Origin of the sequence: Flavobacterium sp. (assembly GCF_052437795.1) — a bacterium.
Taxonomy (GTDB): domain Bacteria; phylum Bacteroidota; class Bacteroidia; order Flavobacteriales; family Flavobacteriaceae; genus Flavobacterium.
Window position 1 is genome coordinate 25268 of the sequence record NZ_JBQVPA010000007.1, and the last position, 15286, is coordinate 40553.

At 44.2% G+C, this 15286-nt stretch carries 10 protein-coding genes; 3 read left to right on the forward strand and 7 right to left on the reverse strand.

All coding sequences use genetic code 11. The features are described 5' to 3' along the window. Positions 1 to 8: 8 nt before the first annotated feature. The 4 genes from ACT6R0_RS17600 to ACT6R0_RS17615 all read right to left on the reverse strand — a co-directional run bounded on the left by ACT6R0_RS17600 (position 9) and on the right by ACT6R0_RS17615 (position 9217). The gene (locus ACT6R0_RS17600) at positions 9 to 1529 is read right to left on the reverse strand and encodes a RagB/SusD family nutrient uptake outer membrane protein (protein ID WP_444655229.1); all 1521 of its coding nucleotides are present in this window, start codon (positions 1527 to 1529) and stop codon (positions 9 to 11) included. 11 nt (positions 1530 to 1540) lie between these two features. Further along, on the reverse strand, positions 1541 to 4585 hold the full coding sequence (locus ACT6R0_RS17605; RefSeq protein WP_444655228.1) for a SusC/RagA family TonB-linked outer membrane protein: 3045 nt from the start codon (positions 4583 to 4585) through the stop codon (positions 1541 to 1543). A gap of 246 nt (positions 4586 to 4831) precedes the next feature. Next, complete coding sequence (locus ACT6R0_RS17610; protein WP_444655226.1) at positions 4832 to 7621, reverse strand: triple tyrosine motif-containing protein; 2790 nt, start codon at positions 7619 to 7621, stop codon at positions 4832 to 4834. Between the two features lie 159 nt (positions 7622 to 7780). Further along, positions 7781 to 9217, reverse strand: a complete 1437-nt coding sequence (locus ACT6R0_RS17615) for a T9SS type A sorting domain-containing protein (RefSeq protein WP_444655224.1) — start codon at positions 9215 to 9217, stop codon at positions 7781 to 7783. 556 nt (positions 9218 to 9773) lie between these two features. On the opposite strand from ACT6R0_RS17615, the gene ACT6R0_RS17620 reads away from it, so the two are divergent. Further along, complete coding sequence (locus tag ACT6R0_RS17620) at positions 9774 to 10232, forward strand: hypothetical protein (protein WP_444655222.1); 459 nt, start codon at positions 9774 to 9776, stop codon at positions 10230 to 10232. 71 nt (positions 10233 to 10303) lie between these two features. Here ACT6R0_RS17620 and ACT6R0_RS17625 read toward each other — a convergent pair whose 3' ends face one another. Next, positions 10304 to 10579, reverse strand: coding sequence for an ATP-dependent Clp protease adaptor ClpS (locus tag ACT6R0_RS17625; protein ID WP_444655221.1), 276 nt, complete (start codon positions 10577 to 10579; stop codon positions 10304 to 10306). A 21-nt stretch (positions 10580 to 10600) separates the two neighbouring features. Then, entirely contained in the window at positions 10601 to 11434 is an 834-nt protein-coding gene (gene prmA, locus ACT6R0_RS17630; RefSeq protein ID WP_444655219.1) for a 50S ribosomal protein L11 methyltransferase, read from the reverse strand. A gap of 102 nt (positions 11435 to 11536) precedes the next feature. Here prmA and ACT6R0_RS17635 point away from each other — a divergent pair, with 102 nt between their 5' ends. Then, on the forward strand, positions 11537 to 12757 hold the full coding sequence (locus ACT6R0_RS17635) for a porin (protein WP_444655218.1): 1221 nt from the start codon (positions 11537 to 11539) through the stop codon (positions 12755 to 12757). A gap of 115 nt (positions 12758 to 12872) precedes the next feature. After that, complete coding sequence (locus ACT6R0_RS17640) at positions 12873 to 14369, forward strand: aminotransferase class V-fold PLP-dependent enzyme (protein ID WP_444655216.1); 1497 nt, start codon at positions 12873 to 12875, stop codon at positions 14367 to 14369. Here the strand turns inward: ACT6R0_RS17640 and ACT6R0_RS17645 are convergent. Next, complete coding sequence (locus ACT6R0_RS17645) at positions 14359 to 15258, reverse strand: lysophospholipid acyltransferase family protein (protein ID WP_444655215.1); 900 nt, start codon at positions 15256 to 15258, stop codon at positions 14359 to 14361. The two genes, ACT6R0_RS17640 and ACT6R0_RS17645, sit on opposite strands and share 11 nt — an antisense overlap. Positions 15259 to 15286 lie beyond the last annotated feature (28 nt).

The window sequence follows — 15286 nt, forward strand, 5'->3', positions numbered from 1 at the left end:
TTTTTTTATTAATAGCCAGGATTTTGCTGCCAAAGGTTATTAGAGAACTGTATTTCTTCGAAAGGTATCGGGAAGAGCTCATGCTTGTTCGTAATAAAGCCGGGTATCGTGCCCGCTGCCCTTTTGGTGCGCACCAGGTCAAAGAAACGATGGCCTTCGCCTACCAGCTCTTTCCTTCTTTCCTGCCAAATGAGTTCGGTAAGGTTTGAGTCTGTTTCAGTAACATCGTGCAGGGTGTTCCCATAAGCCCTGCGTATCACCATGTTCAGGTACATTTGTGCCCTTGTATCGTCAATGTCGCCCCTGTTGTATGCCTCAGCAGCCATAAGCAGCACATCGGCATAGCGAATAGCCCTATAGTTGTTCGGGTTGGTAAGGTTCGGGTCTTGTGGGTTAAGGTCGCCCACCCTTGGTATATATTTCCTGTTATAGAAGCCTGTGTGCTCGTACCCCTGGCCATATTGAACGCCGGCGCCATTATTCCAGTTAGGATAAGCGTCAACGATCGCCTGGATATTAAGTATCGCTATATCCTTTCTCATGTCTCCGCTTTCAAACATATCATAGGCCTCCTGGGTAGGTACGTTAAAGCTGTAGCCGGACTCAAAGAAAGGCCCGTTGTATCCCCTGGGCCCGTTAAAGCCCACGGCAATGTTACCCTCGCTGCACTGGAGGCATTCAAAGCTTCCGCCTTCGCCATCACTATACTGTATCTCAAACACAGACTCAGCATTGTTCTCGTTATTATTCTCAAAAATGGTACTGTAGTCTGTAACAAGGCTATATGCGTTGCTTGATATCAGGCTTTCCAATACGTTGGCCGCATCCGCGAATTTCGTAGGGTTCCCGTTGCCAAGGTCTGCCCAGTACAGGTACACTTTGCCAAGCAATGCCTGAGCGGCACCCTTTGTCACACGGCCCTGCTGTGCCGGTGCGCCGGTATTGATGTTCTCAATAGCATACAGCAGGTCGGCCTCGATAGCAGCATATACCTCTTCGGCAGATGAACGTTGGATCGTGGTCTCATCACCCAGCTTAAACCTTGCGTCGCCTTTCATTGGTACGCCGCCAAACCATTTTACAAGCTCAAAATGAAAGTAAGCCCTCAGGAAACGTGTTTGTGCCAGTACGTGCTCCTTGCCTTCAAAATCGGTCTTATCTTTAAATTCAAGGATGTAATTGGCCCTGTTAATCCCAGCGAACATCCAGTCCCATATCTTTTTTACTTCTGGATTGATCGGGGTATGGGTCATGTCGTCCACCTGCTGGAAACCGGGAACGTCGGTCGCGCTCTCGCCGCCGGCAAGGGTATTATCAGAAGCTATCTCTCCCAAAAGTACGTTTTGGTAGGATGGCTGCAATATGTCATACACAGCAATAAGCGCCTGCTGATAATCATCTTCCGAGTTAAAGTAGTTTTCGGAGTCGATAGAGTAGGGCTGCTGCCTGTCTACAAAATCATCCCCACAAGATACCGACATACTTAAGATAGTAAATGCGGCTATGACAGTTAATATTCTCTTCTTCATGTTTTCTTAAATTAAAAATTAATGTTCGCTCCTATCATGTACATTCTTGGTACCGGGTAAAAACCATAGTCGATACCACCGCCAATTGGCGCACCGGAAGAAGCTCCAGGGTCATAACCCATATATTTAGTAAAAGTGTAAAGGTTGTTCACACCCACATAAAGCCTTGCTTTTGTAATCCCTGCCTTGCCCAATATGTCTTCTGTGAACGTATAGCCCAACTGGACATTTTGTATCCTTACATAGGATGCATCTTCAACAAAATAGTCAGAGATCACATTGTTGTTCGTTGCTCCCGTAGTAGCCCTTGGTACGGTGTTGCTGGTACCTTCTCCTGTCCAACGGTCAAGAACATAGTTTAGCCTGTTACCGTTCGGCACGGTCCTTTCATAGTTCCTTAGCATGTCATTCCCTATCGATGCGAACGTATATGCCGCGAAGTCGAAACCTTTGTATTTCAGGTTAATGTTAAAGCCCATTGTGGCCGCCGGTATTGGGTCGCCAATGTTGGTCTTATCATTTGCATCGATCTTGTTATCGCCGTTCATGTCCACAAATCGTATGTCGCCCGGCTGTACGGTCTGTGCGCCAAGGCCTGTTTGCGAAGGTGCAGCATCGATCTCGGCCTGGTTCTGGAAAATACCATCGGTCCTGTAACCATAAAAGTATCCCATTGGCTTGCCCACTTCCATCCTCGCGGCAGGTTCAGCTGTGCCGAAATTACCACCCTGAAGATATCCTGTAGCATTGTCTACCTGTAGTACCTTATTTTTGATAAACGTAACATTGTAATTAACATCGATCCTCAAATTGTCTGTAAGGTCCTTTTTGTAACCAACAGCAAGCTCGAGCCCGTAATTTTTTACGTTACCCGCATTGATCGTCGGAAATCCAGAACCCGGCGCCGCAGCTCCTAAAATACCCGATACAGGTATGCCAGGCACAAGCAGGTCATGTCGTGTATCTACGAAATAATCGGCTACAAAGGTTACATCGCTGTTAAAGAAATTCAGGTCGACACCAACGTCAAATTTCCTTGCTTCTTCCCATTTTACATTTGGGTTGGTAATAACGCCTGTTGCCCTACCCGGCGTCAGTGCCCCATCGAATACATACATAGCCTCACCATTTAGCAATGATGTGTACAGGTTTGATCCGATGTTGTCATTACCCAATGTACCATAGCTGGCACGGATCTTTGCGAAATTCAATATTTTGTTCTGTTTGAAGAACGACTCATCCGAGAGGACCCAACCACCTGTGAACGAAGGGAAGTAAGCCACCCTGTTCTCGGGGCCGAATTTTGTTGACATATCGCGACGCAGCATGGCAGAGAGCAGGTAGCGGCCTTTATAGTCGTACTGCAGCCTCCCGAAATACGAAAGCCTTCTCTCGTCATATGTGTAAGAGCTGTTCGGCTGCTGTGTAGGCAGGCCATTGGCAAGGTTAATGTCGGCAAACTCCCATGAATTGTTCGGTACATCATAACCTGTGGCGTATAGTCCGTTACCCCATTCTTTAAATATGGTATTGCCAAGCGTAAAGCTAAAGTTATGGCTTTCTGCTATAGTTTTCTGATACGTCGCGAACAGGTCAAAATTGTAGTTGTTATCGTTTACGGCACCCTGCGTTACACTGCTGCGTGTTACGTTGTATATTTTACCGGAACCATAATTTACCATTTTGGCAAAGGTCTTTGACTCGCTGTTAGAGGTGTTAAAGCCCATCCTCGCAGTTACGGTCAAACCTTTGAACAGGTTATAATCAAGCCCAAAGCTACCGTTAAGTTTTTTATAATGGTACGAATTATACGTGTTGTCTATCTGCGCCAGCGGGTTGATGATCTCATTACCAAAACCGGTCGTAGACGGTACAAGCGAAAAGTCACCGCTATCGTCATACGGCTTTTGTAAAGGCGATACGTTAATAGCGTTGAACAGTACCGATCCTAATGCGTTCTCATTAAGGTTCCTCCTGTTGAAATAGGTATAAATAACGTTGGTGTTCAGTTTTAGCTTGTCGCTAAGGTCGGCATTAAGCGCAAGCCTTGCCGTATTCCTTAGGAAAGCCGACTTTTTACCGCCAACGATACCTTCCTGATCAAGGTGGGAGCCGCTAACAGAATATGTGATCGACTCAGATCCTCCCTGTAGTGTCATGTCATGGCTTATAATAGGTACTTCTTTCCCAAATACTTCTTTTTGCCAATTGGTACCGGCGCCAAGCCCGCCCAAATTAGGGTAGGGGATGGGGTCACCTCCATTGGCATAGCTTTCGTTGAGGTAGGCCGCATATTGCGAACCGTTCAATGTAGGCAGTTCCCTTGTAGTTTCCTGGAAACCTGTATAGAAATTGTACGAAAGGGTTGGCTTTTGGTTTTTCCTTCCTTTTTTAGTAGTGATCAATATCACACCGTTCGCACCTATTGACCCGTAGATAGCGGCCTGTGCATCCTTAAGCACGGTAATGGTCTCTATATCCTGAGGATTAAGCAGCCCAAGCTCGCCAATGTATCCATCGATAATTGCCAGCGGGTTATTGTTGCCGTTGGTCCCAATACCCCGTATGCTGATGGTAAGGCCCGAGCCGGGCGAACCCGATGTAGTGGTCACATTAACCCCTGAAACAGTACCCTGTAATGCCTGCTCTACTTTCACAGGCCTTAGGTTTTCAAGAGTTTGTGCACTTACAACGCTCACTGCACCTGTTACTTCTTTTTTCTTTTGCGAGCCGTAACCAATAAGCACTACCTCGTCAAGAGTTTGTGTGCTCTCTTTCAGGCTGATAGTCACGGTTTGGTTAGAGGCAGCTATCATCTCCTGCGTTTCAAAACCTATATAGCTAAATATAAGTGTTGCCCCGGTAGGTACCGATATCGAAAAATTACCATCGATGTCAGTAGTTGTACCACCAGTTGAATCCTTGATCGTAATGCTCACTCCGGGTATGGGGAGACCGGTCGCCGCTTCATTTACCGTACCGCTGATCTCAACACTTTGTGCAAAACAAAATGTTGAAACCAGCATAAAGGCAATTAAGAATAATTTTGACTTCATATAAAAAATTTGGTTTTTGTGATGTTCTAAAATTATGGTAGTCTGGAATAAATAGATCAAAATCAACCCCTACAAAATATATACATTCCCAAAAAAAGTCACCATCTCAGTTGGTTATCGCTGATATGCTACTGTTAACACTATTTTAAGTGTTTTTCATATGACTATATCAAGCTAACGAAAACCTTGTATATACACGGTTTGTTGTGGGAATGTATAGGTGTTTTGATTAATTGTTGTAGTGGTTTATACTGACAGAATGTACTCAACAAGGCCTAATTCGTGCTGCAGCTCCATTTTTTTACGCAAACGGTATCGCTTGATCTCCACGCTCCTTACAGATATGTTGAGCAAAGGTGCGATCTCCTTAGATGATAAATTGAGCCTAAGGTACGCACATAGCCTAAGATCATTGGGCGTAAGCAACGGGTGTGCCTTTTTTATCTTCTTTAAAAAGTCCTTGTCCGCATTATTAAATGCCTCTTTGAACATATCCCAGGTATCATCCTCATTGATGTTCTTGTTGATGGTGGTAATGACCGATTTTATATTGCCGCCTTCGCCCGATTTCTTCAGGTCATCCTTTATCATCGAGAGTAATTCGTTCTTTTTGATGAGGTTCATTGTTGAGGCGGCCAGTTCGCGGTTCTTGTTATCAAAATCCTGTTCGAGCTGCTGGTTGCGCACTTTCATCAATTCCTGTTCGTTCTCAAGTTCCTTTATCTCAAGCAGCCTGTTGTTCTCCTCAATAAGCTTTTCCTTCTGCCTTTGGTAATAGTTTTTGTATGCCCTGTTTATAAGGTAAGCCGCAATGATGGCAAGCACAAGGTATATGAGCAGGGCTATGGTCGTAGCATACCATGGCTTTAGGATAGTGAACGTATATTCGGCAGTGTTGAAGGATGTCGAGTTACCCGTCTTTGCCCTGACACGAAAGGTATATTCCCCCGAAGCAAGGTTCTTAAAACTTACAAATGTCCTTGTGCTCCATTCGCTCCATTCATCCTGTACACCTTCTAGCATGTACTGATATTCGGCATTGATATACTTGCCGTATTCAGGAACGGTGAACGAAAAGGTAACGTTGTTATCATTATGGTTAAAGCTGCCTTCATCCTTTATGGACCGCGAAACCGGGCTCTCGTTCATTACATTGCTCGAAACATTGGTAATGAATACATTGTAACGATTAAATAACAGATCGCTCATATTGATGGTGTAATAGCCATCGGTCGTTCCTATCAGGTATGTGCTTGGCGTTATCTGCGTTATGTTCTCATATCCCAGCATGGAGTTGGTAAGCGACGATGGGATCGGGATCACATCGTGCTTCAGTTCCGTATTCAGCTTGCCGCACGAAAAATAATTGATGTAGTTCTTGGTGAAAAACCACAATTTCCCGGTCCTGTCAGGTGTAAGTTTACCCGAAATGTACTCGTTGTTTACAAAGCTTTTCGATAATTTTTCCTGTTTTACAAATTCTCTGGTTTTCCTGTCCAGCTTGAAAAAGCCATCCTTAGAAGCGTAAAAAATGTCATTGTTAAGCTTGCTTAAGCTTGCGTTCTTGCCCTTTGTCGGAGATTTATAGGTATGGGACCTCAGTACTTTATTGTACTCACTGTCAGTAGTTATCCTGAAAACGCCCTTATACTCGTGGCTTATGTATATGTCATTGCCCAACAGTTCAAAATAGCGGCTCGAATAGTCGAACCCCCTTATCCAGTTCCTCAACTTCCATCCGCCACCGGTATTTTCCAGTACAGATATGCCATGGTAATTCCCCTGTAGCAGCAGATCGCTGTTGCCCGGGTATTTTTCGAACTTCCAGGTCCCCGATCCCGAGAACAAATGAGTCGATGCCGCACCATTGATCATAAAAGTTCCCGAGTCATGCCCACAAAAAAGCGTCCCGCCATGTTCATATAGCGACCATACCTGACCCTTGGTACCTGCAACGAATTTAAAATCATCATTGCTAAGGTAAGCCTTGCAAAAAAGTCCCTGGTTGGTGCCTACATAAAGCGTCCCGTTGTGTAATATCGATGTATAAACCGTACCTAAAAATCCCGTATCGTCCACAAAGCTCCTGACGGCGGACTGCAGATTGATGCAATTTATGCCGTTATCAAGCGCGACCCACAGGTTTTTATCCCTGTCTTCAAATACTGATAAGGCCGTATTATTGCTAAGGCCTTTGTTTTGGGTAATGTGGTATTTCAGCCTGCCTGTTGGCGTTATAATAAAGATACCATTAGATACCGAACCCAGTGCGAAGCTGCCGTCCGAAAGCATCTGGCTGTTGTAAATACTGCTGATGCGCAGCTGGTCATCCGCGTCGGTCGCCCATGGTGCTACAACGCCATTGCGATACTCCAGTAATCCGTTGTATTGTGTTTGCAGTAGCAGGCCGTCGTTGGCATGAAATATGTTAACGATCTTATTTTTAATGAAAGCTTCATTGTTGCTTATCATCTTGCTGCTGCCGTTCTCAATTTCAAATAAACCCGCGCCAAAGGTTTGGTACATGATCGTGCCGTTCACGGTAAACACTTTGTTCACACCGGTATCGGGCTTAAGTATCTGGAATTTTGCGGTTTTGGTATCGTAAATAAATATCTGGCTCAGGGACTGGAATATAACCCAGTGGTCAAATTGCAGTATATTCCAAAACTGTTCATCGTCGAGAATGCTCTTTTTTACACTTTTACTGAGCGAATTGTATTTAAGCGTACCGTTCTTTTGCCTTTCCCAGTAGCCAAATTCCATGTAGCACCCTGTGTAAATGCGGTTATTGATAACCTTTACCGAGCGTAGTATAGTCTCATTCGGAGATGGATACAGTGTCCATGAAGACCCGTTGTACTCCAGCAGGCCTTCGTTATTGGCAAAGTACATAAAGTTACCGCTGTCCTGGCTTATCATCCAGTTCTGGTTGCCGGCATTGTAAATTTCCGGGGTATATTTTAAAATAGGCGGCAGTTCCTGGGCATATCCTGCCAGGGACAACAATAGGAATAAAAGTGCCTTTCTGATCAAAATGTGGTAGGTTTGGTTAGTTACAGATGGTTTTACGAATATACGACTTGAAAACAAAATGGCTGTACATCGCGAGGTGATCTCTTAATAATGCGTTAAAAAAAAGCCGCCCAAATATGAATAGGCGGCTTTTATCAACATGAAATTTAGAAATATGAATTATTGTTTGATGAAACGGGCAGCGTTCTGCTTTCCGTTCACCATTGTATTTACAATGTAAACACCGTTCGTAAGTCCTGATACATCAACAGATGCAGCATTTTGTGACGGTTTTGCGCTTACAACTTTTTGTCCCATGATGTTGAAGATCTCTATGCTATCGATACCATCTTCAGATGAGAAGTTAAGTACGCTGCTTGCCGGGTTAGGGAACATTACAACTGCTTTCTTGCTGAAATCTACAGCGCTGGCAGTAGCTGCACCAACAACTGCGAAACCGTTCGTAGCGAGGTGCGCAGGGTTACCATTAAGGCCTTTTACAGAGAATCCGTACTGAATGTGTGCTGCAGTTGGGAAGTTTTCTGCATGAGAAGTTACGCTAAATGCCGTACCGCCTACAAGAGCCTCATGTTGGTAATCAAGCATATTAAAAGTGGCATCCATTACTTTAATGAAAACTTGCGCATCATAAGCATTTATAAGCGAGTTGCTTAGCGTGTTTCCTTCAAAGGTGATCGTTTGTCCTAACAGGCCTGTACCTTCCCAGTAAGTGCTGCATTCAACGATCTTAGCTCCAAATTCGCCATTAGTCCAATATGACGGATCATCGCCTGAACCATAAAGGTTGTAGTTAGGATATAGTGTAATGGTGTTGTTGCCATCGTTCACATCACTCCTAAGGTCTGGAACTGCCCAGGCGCTTCCCCATAACCAGGCATTGTCCGCAGGGTTAAATACACCTACAAATCCTACCTCGGTAAGTGAAGTGTCAACGGTAACAACAGTTTCGTCCTCGCCCGGCTCTTCTATCACCGGATCGCCGGCAGTAACTTCGATCTTGCCGTTCGCCATCTCATGTGCCGGGTTGCCGTTAAGTCCTTTTATTGAAAATCCATACTGTACGTGTGCAGCAGTTGGAAAGTTGGCAACGTTCGTAGTTATTGTAAAGTTGCCCATATCAAGTTCGGCAGTCTGGTTGCTCAATATTGCGTATGACGCATCCATGACTTTAATAAATGCAAGGCCTTCATAGCCTGCAGCAAGGTTATTGCTGTTCACATTCCCGCTAAAAACCACATCCTGGCCTATAAGGGAATTATTTTCTACATAAGTGCTGGCCTCGATAATTTTGGCGCCTAGTTCACCATTCGTCCAGTAAGATGGGTCATCACCACTACCATAAAGGTTGTAGTTAGGGAAAAGGGTTACTGTGTTATTCGCTGTATTAACAACGCTTTTAAGGTCTGCAACTTCCCATCCACTTCCCCACAGCCATGCATTGTCCGCAGGATTGATAACACCAACATATCCTATGAATGCAGCGTTCGCATCCACTGTAAGCTCGGTTTGTGCATTGGCAGAAAAAACACTGATCAGCGTGCCTGCAAAAACTGTTGCTTTAAATAAATTGGCTTTGAGTAATTTTTTCAATTCCATAAATAATGTTTTAAGAGGTTTAATGGGATAAAAGTACTGTATTCAACGAAAACGATGTAACAAATTTACTATATAGAAACTATACAAAAAATTAACGCTATAATTTTCATATCGTTAATTCCGAAAAACTCAATCAATACAAAGATATAAATGAAAATAACGCTTTTTCTACATTGACACAAAATCGTTAAGAGACAGCAAATGTTGTGGTAATGTATAGTTAAAAAAGTACTGATCTAACTTTTGTTGTAGTATTTTTCCAGACACATCAATGATTATCTTGGCCTAACAAATGACCATAACATAATTTTTTATTTTGTTTTCACATATTAAATATTTAATATGTTAAATAATTATTAGTTTGATCAACATCGAGTTTTATTTTTAAAAATTCAAAAGCATTTTAAGTTTTTGATTTTAAGTGTTTTGAATGTTAAAAGTACATTCTTCATGATGTTAAAGTAAAACTAATTAACTGTTTTTTAGTTTTTTACCGTTATTTCCGGCCATAATTTTGTTCCAATATCAAAACTAAAATAATTTAATATCTAACGAAATGAAAAAGTTTACACTATTATTAGCATTTGTTGCAGCAGGTTTCGCCTTTACATCATGTAGTGATGATGATAGCAATAGCACACAATTTTCCGCATCACTAATAGGAGGAAAATGGCAACATGAGAAAACAGGCTTTAGGGTAATGGAGCAGGAAACACTAGAGGATTATACTCATTCTGAAGGTTGCAGTAAGGACTATGTAGAATTCCTTGAGGATGGTGTATACAAATGGGTAGTTTATAACGGTGATAACAACTGTGATGAAGTAGTGCGTACTGAAACGTATATGAAAAATGGTGAGACATTAACAGTAGGCGAAGGAGAAGAATTTGAATCATTCAAGATCGAGGAGCTAACCGAGACACAACTTCGCACCAAAACTATTTACATGGAGCAGGAAGGCAGCGCTACCGTATACCAGATCGACACATATATTAGAGTAGGATCTGCACAATAACATCTTTTACTATAAATCAAAAGGATGCCTGCAATCGTTGCGGCATCCTTTTTATATTTAAGTATTTTTAATTAAACGATCTCAGCGCTTAATCCCGCCTCAAGCAATTGCGTGCATTGCGGTTCCAGATCGTTGTATTCTCCTGTTTTTACAGTACATTTTCCGTTATAATGTACGATCAGCGAACACTGCTCAGCCTGCTCGGCGGTATGCCTGCAAACTTTTACCAGCGTATTGATAACATGGTCAAAAGTGTTTACATCATCATTATACAATACGATCTCGTTGTTAAGGGAAGTCAATTCCTTAACAAGTACTTCTTCTAAAACTTTTTCCCTTGTGCTCATCTCCAACGTTTTTATACGGTACTAATTTACATATTTTAGTGAAACCCAATTATTTCGGCTAAACTTTTTCACAAAAGTAAGGCCTTTTTCACTGCACGAAGCATCTATAGCCGGTATGTCGTCCTCATAAAAACCGCTCAACAATAATATTCCATACTTGTTAAGGCAGTTCACATATGCCTGCATATCATTAAGCAGTATGTTGCGGTTAATGTTGGCTATGATCACATCGTAACGTTTTCCATCCAGCAATGCCGCATCACCTTCATAAACTGAAATATGCCTGCAATTGTTACGTTCTGCATTTTCAATGGAATTTAGGTAACACCAGTTGTCAATGTCAATGGCATCTATCGGCCGGGCGCCTTTCATTTCGGCCAAAATAGCCAGGATGGCAGTACCGCAGCCCATGTCAAGGGTCTTTTTATTCTCAACATCGGTTTCCAACAGGTGCTGTATCATCATGAAGGTAGTCTCGTGGTGGCCGGTGCCAAAGCTCATCTTGGGCTCGATCACAATGTCATACTCCACATCTTTCTTCTCATGGAACGGTGCCCTTACACGGCAAGTGTTGTCCACATCGATCGGTTCGAAATTCTTTTCCCACTCCTCGTTCCAGTTTACCTGGTCTATCTCCTCAAATGTATAGCTTATCCTGAATTCATCCGAATCCAATATCCGGATATCCTCAAGGATATTTTCGTTCCAAAACTCTTTTTGTACATACGCCGAAAGCCCTTCTTCGGTTTCAATGAAGCTTTCAAATGCGGTTTCGCCCAGCTCTGCGATCAGTATTTCGGTGCCCGGCTCTTTGGGTTCGATGGTAAAATGGTAACCCATGTATATGTTCGACATAACCTAAATTTTTTGCAAAGGTAATGGTAAAGCAATATTGAGTCATAATTATTAATGTGTTAAGTTTGCATCATCAATACAACTAACAACACAACTACAGGAATGAAACGCATTATTACGCTATTGTTCATCTTCTTTCTCCTGCCTGCCACTGCGCAGGTCACTCTACAGCGAACCACGACCGACAATGACCTCAAGCTCTCTGCACTGCCGTATTATAACTATGGCAAGGGGCTGGGCATTACCTCGCCTGATAGCCTTTTCCAGATGAACATCCGCTTCAGGATACAAAACCGTGCTACTTATCTTCAGGAAGAGGGAGAAGAGTCGGCAATTGATGGGCAGATCCGCCGCCTCCGGCTGCGCTTTGACGGTTATGTGGGCGACCCACGGTTCATTTATGCTATCCAGCTTTCCTTTGCCCCGGGCGATGTGGGAGAGGTCAAGGAGGGGGAGAACCTCAACATAATTCGCGACGCAGTGGTGTTTTACCGCCCTACAAAAAGCTGGAATTTCGGTTTTGGGCAAACCAAACTTCCGGGGAACCGCCAGCGTGTCAACTCTTCCGGGGGGTTGCAGCTAAGCGACAGGACCATAAACAACGCAAAATTCAACATCGACAGGGATTTTGGCTTCCAGGTACACAACCAGCACGAATCGGTCGATAAGTTCTCCTATAATCTACGCTGTGCAGTAACCATGGGCGAGGGGCGCAACTCAACCGACGAGCCGGATAATGGCCTTGCCTATACCGGAAAAGCGGAACTGTACCCTTTCGGTGCGTTCACAAAAGATGGCGCTTATTTTGAAGGCGACCTAAAGCGAGAGCAAACACCCAAGGTCATGATCTCTGGAGCATACCAGTTCAATAACAAGGCAAGGCGTACGGGAGGGCAGCTGGGCAACGACCTTTTTGAGAAAAGGGACATGCGGTCATTGTTCTTCGACGGCATGTTTAAATATGACGGCTGGGCATTCATGACGGCTTACATGCAGCGCGTTGCGAAAAACCCGATCACCGTGAACCCGGAAGATGCTACAGATGTTGAATACATCTTTACAGGCAATGGCATGGATTACCAGCTCAGCTACCTCTTTCCGTCTAATTTTGAATTGATAGGCCGATTCTCTACACAGCAGGCCAATAAAGATATCTCAGCACTCGCGCCGGATGCGAAACAATACAGCCTGGGACTGACCAAGTACGTTTGGGAACACGCCTTCAAGGCGCAGTTGGAGTTTACACTGGATGAACTCAGCTATTTCGATAATACCTCAAAGCAAAACTGGTACATCCGCTTCCAGGTAGAGATGGGGATATAGATTAGATGGTCCTCAACAAAATTTGTGAAATTTGTGTAATTCGTGGCAAAAAAACCTTTGGAAATGCTACTTCCGATAAGTTTTGATACATTTGCAGGAATCAAACATTACTACTATGCTACAGGCTGCAGATACGATGCTCAAAAGTGAGTTGGAGCATTATTTCGCAAAATTCAGGCAAAACATTGTCGGGATAGGGCAGGAATTCACTTCGCCATTCGGCAAGCAGGAGATCGTGTATACTGACTGGACCGCCAGCGGAAGATTATACCGCCCTATCGAGGAGAAGATGCTCAATGAATTCGGCCCCTTTGTAGCCAATACCCATACTGAGACAACTGTTTCGGGCACTGCAATGACCAATGCCTACCATGAAGCCAAGCATATCATAAAGCACCATGTGCATGCCAGCGAGGATGATGTGCTCATCACGACCGGCAGCGGCATGACCGGTGTTATCAATAAATTCCAGCGCATTTTGGGGCTGAAAGTGCCGGAGAACCTTAGGAAATATACTAATGTTCCCGAAGAAAAAAGGCCGGTAGTGTTCGTATCGCACATGGAGCACCACTCCAACCAAACATCATGGCTGGAAACCATTGCGCATGTAGAAGTGATACCCGCCTGTCCTGAAGGGCTCATTTGCCTGGACAGCTTTAAGGAACTTCTTGAAAAATATAAAGACCGTACCCTCAAAATAGCATCGGTAACGGCATGCAGTAACGTTACTGGCATAAAAACCCAATACCATGAGATCGCTAAGCTGGTACACCAATATAACGGAGTTTGCTTTGTAGACTTTGCATGTTCTGCGCCTTATGTTGATATCAACATGCACCCTGAAGATAAGGATGCTTATCTGGATGCCATATTCTTCTCGCCGCACAAGTTCCTTGGCGGCCCCGGCACGTCAGGCGTTTTGGTGTTCAACAAAAAGCTGTACAAGAACATGATCCCCGATCATCCGGGCGGGGGGACCGTAAGCTGGACCAACCCCTGGGGCGAGCATAAATATGTAGATGATATTGAAGAAAGGGAAGACGGAGGCACACCAGGTTTCCTGCAGGTAATAAAAACCGCCCTTGCGATAAAGCTGAAAGAGCAGATGGGTGTAGCCAACATCCTTGAAAGGGAAAAAGAGATCATTGACTATGTGTTCGAACGCCTTGGGAACATTTCGAACCTGAACATCCTTGCCGGGCAGCATAAAAACAGGCTGGGCGTAGTATCATTCTATATCGATGGGATGCACTTTAACCTTGGTGTAAAATTGCTGAACGACCGTTACGGCATACAGACCCGTGGCGGATGCAGTTGTGCCGGGACCTACGGCCATTATCTCCTGCATGTAGACCAGGAAATGTCTAATTACCTTACAGATAAGATCACGGCGGGGGACCTTATACAAAAGCCGGGATGGATACGCATGTCCATACACCCAACGACTACCAACGCCGAGATACAATATGTATGCGATGCCATTGAGGCACTGGCGCAAAACCATGCCGAATGGGCTAAGGACTATAATTATAATAAGAACAGCAACGAATTTGCCCATGCCAATTCAGGCGGCGAGGTAAATGAGATAATTAAGGACTGGTTTACGCTGTAGCTTTATTGTCAGTGTCTTTTTTGCGGTGCTTGAACCTTTTGTGGGTCCAAAGGTAATACTCCGGTTTTTCGATTATCTGTTCCTCAAGCAGTTTCATGAACCAGTCGGTCACGGCAAAGTTCGGATACTCCTTCGGGCTTCCCTCCAAAGCTACAAAAGTGCATTGGTAGTGGCCGCGGCTTACTTTTTCCACACGGGCGAACATCACGTTCATGTCGAGCTTTTTGGCTAATATCTCGCCGCCCACCTGCATTGGCACTTCTACCCCAAAGAATTTACCGTAGTAAATGATACTTTGGCTTTTGGGCGATTGGTCGCTGATAAAACCGTAAAAACCTTTTATTCCCTCACGGGCATTTTTGCGCATGGCCGGAATGATGCTCTTGGTCCCAATAAGCTCTGCGCCAAACCTGCGACGTATGCGCTTTACCAACTCGTTGAAGTATTTATTGCGGACGGCTTTGTAAATACCGATGCCTTTGAACGTATGGAAATGCAGGTTCATGGAGAGGAGCCATTCGTAGCTGCCGTAATGGCCTATAAGGACAACCACGCTTTTGCCCTTATCTTCATACTCGTGGGCAAGCTCCATATTGGTGAATGTAAAGCGCTGCCGTATCTGCTTATCAGTAATACTAAGCGATTTGGCCATTTCAAAAAAAGTATCGCAAAAGTGCCTGTACGACTTTTTCTCAACCTCACGGCGTTCTTTCTCTGACAAATGCGGTAGTGCCAGTGCCATGTTCTTTCGCACGGTCGATCTGCGGTACCCGATGATACGGTACAGCAGTATGTAAGTACAATCTGAAAGGAAATACAGTGCCCAAAAAGGCAGTATGGATATAAAACGTAGTATGGGGTATGCGAGCGCGTAGGCTAAAAGCTGCATGCTGTAATTTTTATGCAAATATACTTTT

What these genes read in the sequence shown, in the direction of transcription:
- ACT6R0_RS17600 (WP_444655229.1), bottom strand. Translation starts at nt 1,529, where the DNA reads ATGAAGAAGAGAATATTAACTGTCATAGCCGCATTTACTATCTTAAGT.
- ACT6R0_RS17605 (WP_444655228.1), bottom strand. Translation starts at nt 4,585, where the DNA reads ATGAAGTCAAAATTATTCTTAATTGCCTTTATGCTGGTTTCAACATTT.
- ACT6R0_RS17615 (WP_444655224.1), bottom strand. Translation starts at nt 9,217, where the DNA reads ATGGAATTGAAAAAATTACTCAAAGCCAATTTATTTAAAGCAACAGTT.
- ACT6R0_RS17620 (WP_444655222.1), top strand. Translation starts at nt 9,774, where the DNA reads ATGAAAAAGTTTACACTATTATTAGCATTTGTTGCAGCAGGTTTCGCC.
- ACT6R0_RS17625 (WP_444655221.1), bottom strand. Translation starts at nt 10,579, where the DNA reads ATGAGCACAAGGGAAAAAGTTTTAGAAGAAGTACTTGTTAAGGAATTG.
- prmA (WP_444655219.1), bottom strand. Translation starts at nt 11,434, where the DNA reads ATGTCGAACATATACATGGGTTACCATTTTACCATCGAACCCAAAGAG.
- ACT6R0_RS17635 (WP_444655218.1), top strand. Translation starts at nt 11,537, where the DNA reads ATGAAACGCATTATTACGCTATTGTTCATCTTCTTTCTCCTGCCTGCC.
- ACT6R0_RS17640 (WP_444655216.1), top strand. Translation starts at nt 12,873, where the DNA reads ATGCTACAGGCTGCAGATACGATGCTCAAAAGTGAGTTGGAGCATTAT.
- ACT6R0_RS17645 (WP_444655215.1), bottom strand. Translation starts at nt 15,258, where the DNA reads ATGCAGCTTTTAGCCTACGCGCTCGCATACCCCATACTACGTTTTATA.